We start from the raw sequence: 5608 nt of genomic DNA, 5'->3' as shown, positions 1-5608 counted from the left end.
GTGGTGACCTTTTCCTGACGCAGGATGTCTCCCAGTTCCTGGGCCAGCGCCCGACGCAGATCCAGGTCCAGGCTGGAAAAAGGCTCGTCCAGCAGTAGCAGGGCGGGCTGGGGGGCCAGCGCCCGGGCCAGCGCCACACGCTGCTGTTGGCCGCCGGAGAGTTCGTGGGGGTAGCGTTGCTCCAGGCCGCTGAGCCGTACCCGTTGCAGGCTCGCGTGTACCCGCTCTTCGCGTTCCTCCCGGCTTTGCTGCCGCAGGCCGAAAGCCACGTTGTTTGCCACGGTGAGATGAGGAAACAGGGCATGTTCCTGGAATACCATGCCCAGGCCGCGCTGGTTGGGAGGAAGCTGACGGTGGGGGCCGGAGACTTGTTTGCCCTGAATGCTGATGGCGCCGGCGGTCACCGGTTCCAGCCCGGCGATGGCCCGCAATGTGGTGGTCTTGCCACAGCCGCTGGGGCCCAGCAGGCAGGCAATTTCACCGGCCGCCAGTTCCAGGTTCAAATCTTTTACGACGGTTTGCTGGTGATATCCGCAGGCCAGATTCTCAAGGCGCAGTAGGGGGGCGTTCATGATCATGCGCTCCCGGCTTCACGCTGCACGCAACAGGGGAAGATGTCTCCGTGATGCGTGTGGCATGGTGCGTGCAGCGTTGCCATCAATGTTGCCCGGTGAGCAGGAATTCCAGCAGGGCTTTCTGGGCATGCAGGCGGTTTTCCGCCTCATCCCAGACCACGGCTCTGGGGTCTTCCATCATTTCATGGCTGACTTCTTCGCCGCGGTGGGCCGGCAGGCAGTGCATGAACAGCGCATCCGGGTCGGCCTTGTCCATCAGCTCCGGGGTGACCTGGTAGCCGTCAAAGGCGTTAAGGCGTGTTTGCTGTTCGTCTTCCTGGCCCATGGAAGCCCATACATCGGTGACCACCAGGTGTGCGCCCTGCACGGCGGTGGCCACGTCCGGCTCCAGGCTGACCCGGTCCGGGTAGCGGCCCAGCAAGTCGCTGTCCGGAGTGAAGCCATCCGGGCTGCTGATCACCAGCTCGAAATCAAACTGATTGGCGGCGTTGATGTAGCTGGCGCACATGTTGTTGCCATCGCCGACCCACACCACTTTCTTGCCCTGAATGCTGCCGCGGTGTTCCACATAGGTTTGCATGTCGGCCAGCAACTGGCAGGGGTGAAAGTCGTCGGTGAGTGCGTTGATCACCGGTACCGCAGAGTGGTCGGCAAACGTCTGCAGGGTGGCGTGGTCAAAGGTGCGAATCATCACCGCGTCGACCATACGTGACAGTACCCGTGCGGAATCCTCGATTGGTTCGCCGCGGCCCAGCTGGGTGTCACGGGGTGACAGGAAAATGCTGGCGCCACCGAAATGGGTCATCGCCACTTCGAAGGAAACGCGGGTGCGAGTGGATGATTTTTCAAAAATCATGCCCAGGGTTTTGCCTTTCAGCGGCTCGTGGTGCTGGCCGTTGCGCAGCATGGTTTTAAGCTCAATGGCGCGCTGGATCAGGTAGCCGAGCTCATCCGGGGTCAGGTCGGTGAGGGTCAGGAAATGACGGGTCATGCGACCTCCTGCTCGTCGGCAAAACGGTGGATCAGAGTCGAGAGAGTGTCCACCAGGTGCTGCATCTCTGCCTGGCTGATTACCAGTGGCGGCAGCAAGCGCACCACGGAACCGGCAGTGACATTGATCAGCAGGCCGGCGTCACGGGCCCGGTTAACCAGTTCGGCGCAGGGGCGATCTAGCTGGATGCCGAGCATCAGGCCTTTCTGGCGGATCTCGGTAACCATGGGCAGAGCTGAGAATGCCTGGGTAAAGGCGTCTTTCAGCCAGGATCCCTTGTCGGCCACGCCATCAATGATGTCGTCGGTGAGGGTGTTTACCACGGTCAGGGCGGTGGCGCAGCCCAGCGGATTGCCGCCGTAGGTGCTGCCATGATTGCCGGGGCCGAACACGCCGTCTGCCTTGCCGGCCACCAGGCAGGCGCCGATGGGGAAACCGTTACCCAGGCCTTTGGCGGTGGTCAGCACATCCGGGGTGACACCGGCGCCCAGGCAGGCAAAGTAATCCCCGGTGCGGCCGTTGCCGGACTGGATTTCATCCAACATCAGCAGCCAGTCATTGCGGTCGCACAGGGTGCGCAGGCCGGCCAGGTAATCGTTGGCGGGGATGTGGATGCCGCCTTCGCCCTGCACCGGTTCTACCAGAACGGCGACAATATCGTGATTATCAGCCAGGGCTTCTACTGCTGCCAGATCGTTGAACGGCACACGGATGAAACCGTCCAGCAGAGGCGCAAAGCCTTCCTGCACCTTGGCATTGGCGGTGGCGGACAGGGTCGCCATGGTGCGGCCATGGAAGCTGCCTTCCATAACGATCACGGTGGGGCGGGCGATCTGTTTGCGTGAGCCATACAGGCGGGCAATCTTGATGGCGGCCTCATTGGCTTCTGCTCCGGAGTTGGAGAAGAACACGTTCTCCATGCCGCTCAATTCGCACAGCCGCTGGGCCAGCGATTCCTGGGCAGGAATGCGGTACAGGTTGGAGGTGTGCATCAGCTGCCCGGCCTGTTCGGCCAGGGTGCGGGTGACTGCCGGGTGGCAGTGGCCCAGGTTGCACACGCCAATCCCGGAGATGGCATCCATGTATTTGTGGTCGTTTTCGTCGTACAACCACACGCCCTCGCCCCGCACGAAAGCCACTGGCTGGCGCGCGTAGGTGGGAATCAAAAATTGCTGGCTCATTACCCTGACTCGTTAAAGCGAATTCGTCTGTTTTGGCATGACCAAAACAAAAAACGGCAGCTGTTAGGCTGCCGGGAACCCCCGATAATAGCGCACATTTCAGTGAATAGTTAACACCCTGTATGGATTGGCTTAGGCTTGTTTGCCTCAAGGGTTAATGGTTTTAGCTATTAACTATTCATTATTATTTATTGATCGCCTTTATGAATGCTGTCCAGCTGAGTATTTTTGCCAACCGCCTTGCCGGTGTCTGCGATGAAATGGGCGCGGTGCTGCGTCTCAGTGCCCTGTCTCCGAACATCAAGGATCGGCTCGATTTTTCCTGTGCCATTTTTGATGCTCAGGGCCGTTTATGTGCTCAGGCTGCGCATATTCCCGTGCATCTGGGCTCCATGGCCTACGCCATGGCGGATCTGGTTAGTGGCAGAACTTGGCAGTCCGGGGACCTGATGGTGGTGAATGATCCCTATCTGGGCGGCACGCATCTGCCGGATGTGACCGTGATTGCTCCGGTATTTCAGTCGCAGACCCTGATCGGCTTCGCCGTGTCCCGGGCTCACCATGCCAATATTGGCGCCCACAGCCCCGGATCCATGCCGGTATCCACGCATCTGGAGCAGGAAGGGATTGTTATTGCTCCCAGCTGGTTGAAACGCGCCGGGCTGTGGCAGGTGCCATTGTGTCGGCATCTGGCGGGGCTGGAGGAGAGTGGGGCGTTGCCGGCAGAGAGCCCGCGCTTTGCTGACTTTTCCGCCCAGGCCAGTGCCTGTGAGGCGGGTGCCCGGCGTCTGGCGGAGCTGGCGGATCAGCAGTTAGATCTGGTGGCGGCCTTTGATGCCCTCAATGCTTATGGTGAAAAGCGTGCTCGCGCTCGCATTGCGACTCTGCCGGATGGTTGTTACCGGTTCCAGGACTACATGGACGACGATGGCCAGGGCCAGCGGGACATCCTCATTACTGTCAGCCTGACCATTGCCGGGGATCAAGCTTTTCTGGATTTCAGTGGCACGGCTGATCAGGTGGCGGGGAATATTAACTGCCCGCTGTCCGTGGCGGCAGCGGCGGCCTACTACTGTTTTCGCTGCTTGATGGACGATGACGTGCCTGCCTGCGATGGTCTCTTCCGGCCTATCAGCCTGTCCGCCCCGCCAGGCTCGTTGCTCAATGCTGGCCGCCCGGCGGCGGTGGCCGCCGGCAATGTGGAAACCAGTTCGCGGGTGGTGGATGTGGTGCTGGGGGCTCTGGCCCAGGCGGCACCCGAGGCAATCCCCGCTGCCAGCCAGGGCACCATGAATAACGTGGCGATGGGCGCCGGCGGTGACAATGGCTGGGATTATTACGAAACCATGGCCGGCGGTACTGGCGCCCATGCCGGCGGTCCGGGGTTGTCGGCGGTACATAGCCATATGACCAATACTCTCAATACGCCCATCGAAAGCCTGGAGTCCCACTATCCATTGCGGGTGCACCGTTATCAGCTGCGCCGGGAGAGTGGTGGTGATGGGCAGTTTGTGGGTGGCGATGGTTTGGTGCGTGAGCTGGAGTTTCTGGGTGATGCCCAGGTGACCCTGCTCACCGAGCGCCGCCGTCATGCGCCCTGGGGGCTGGCAGGTGGGCAGGATGGTGCGGTGGGGGAAAATCGCCACAACGGCAGGTTGCTGCCGCCAAAAACCAGCTTTACCGCCCGTGTTGGTGATCGTTTGGTAGTGGCTTCACCCGGTGGCGGTGGTTATTACGATAGGAAATGTAAATGAGAATGATGGCGAATTGCCATTAATTCTTTTTCCTTGTATCTTCCCGTGCTTACAATTTTTACATTTTCGCATTTGCGTCGGGAAGGAAAAAATCATGCATTTACAGCGTCGCTTGCTTTGCTGCGCCATTGCCTCCGCCATAGCTGTTCCGGCTTTCGCTGATCAGGCCAATGAACTGAAACCGGTACAGATTATCGGGGATCGCCAGAATACCTTTAGCGTTAGCGGCTCTGCCCACGTGCTTTCCAACGAAGATCTGGAAGAAAAAGAAAACACCGATGTGCACCGCATGCTGCGTGACGTGCCTGGCGTTTATTTCCAGGAAGAAGAAGGCTATGGCCTGCGCCCGAATATCGGTATCCGCGGTTCCGGCCGTGACCGATCCAGCAAGGTCACTCTGATGGAGGATGGGGTGCTGATCGCTCCGGCCCCCTATGCTGCTCCGGCTGCCTACTACTTCCCCAGCGCCGGTCGTTTCTACGGCATTGAAGTGCTGAAAGGGCCAGACACCCTGCGTTACGGCCCCTTTACCGTGGGTGGTGCCATCAATTTCCTGTCCACCCCGATTCCCGCCCGTGCTTCCGGCATGGTCAATGTGGAAGGCGGTGAAGACGGTGCCCAGCGGGCCCACGCCTACTACGGTGCCACTGAGGGCCAGTTCGGTTTCATGCTGGAAGCTCACCAGCAACGTTCCCAGGGCTTCAAGGATATCGACCGGTCCAACCGCGACAGCGGTTTTGACAAGCGCGACTATGTGGCCAAGCTGCGCTGGCAGGCGCCGGAAACCGCTGATATCCAGCAGGCGTTTGAATTGAAACTGGAGCATTCCAGTGAAGTGTCCGACGAAACCTATCTGGGCCTGACCGATCGGGATTTCGAGCGTGATGCCAACCGCCGTTACGGCATGAGTGACATTGATCAGATGGACAATGATCGTGATGCGGTGTCCCTGCGTCATACCCTGGTGTTTGACGAGAACACCCAACTGAACTCCGTGGTGTACCGCAACGAATTCCAGCGTAACTGGTACAAGCTGGCCAGTATTGGTGGCCAGGGTATTGGTGGTTTTGTAGCAGATGCCAACACCAATGGCGGTGCCAACCAGGC

Annotated in this window: 5 protein-coding genes; 2 read left to right on the top strand and 3 right to left on the bottom strand. The window is 59.8% G+C overall.

What is annotated here, in order from left to right:
- From A3754_RS13545 to A3754_RS13535, 3 genes are all read right to left on the bottom strand, one after another.
- Positions 1–572: ABC transporter ATP-binding protein (locus A3754_RS13545; RefSeq protein WP_156496992.1), on the bottom strand; the 572-nt coding region annotated here is incomplete at its 3' end.
- Between the two features lie 85 nt (positions 573–657).
- Entirely contained in the window at positions 658–1566 is a 909-nt protein-coding gene (gene argF / locus A3754_RS13540) for an ornithine carbamoyltransferase (RefSeq protein WP_063520115.1), read from the bottom strand.
- On the bottom strand, positions 1563–2747 hold the full coding sequence (locus A3754_RS13535) for an aspartate aminotransferase family protein (protein WP_063520114.1): 1185 nt from the start codon (positions 2745–2747) through the stop codon (positions 1563–1565). The genes argF and A3754_RS13535 overlap by 4 nt, the downstream gene beginning before the upstream one ends.
- 203 nt (positions 2748–2950) lie before the next feature.
- Here A3754_RS13535 and A3754_RS13530 point away from each other — a divergent pair, with 203 nt between their 5' ends.
- Positions 2951–4501 carry a hydantoinase B/oxoprolinase family protein gene (locus tag A3754_RS13530; RefSeq protein WP_063520113.1) on the top strand — a complete coding sequence of 517 codons (1551 nt, stop codon included), beginning with the start codon at positions 2951–2953 and terminating at the stop codon, positions 4499–4501.
- 94 nt (positions 4502–4595) lie between these two features.
- Positions 4596–5608 (top strand): TonB-dependent receptor plug domain-containing protein (locus A3754_RS13525; RefSeq protein WP_156496991.1); only part of this gene is annotated, 1013 nt, incomplete at its 3' end.

This window comes from Alcanivorax sp. HI0083 (assembly GCF_001635175.1).
This window is presented reverse-complemented; position numbering and strand designations above follow the sequence as displayed.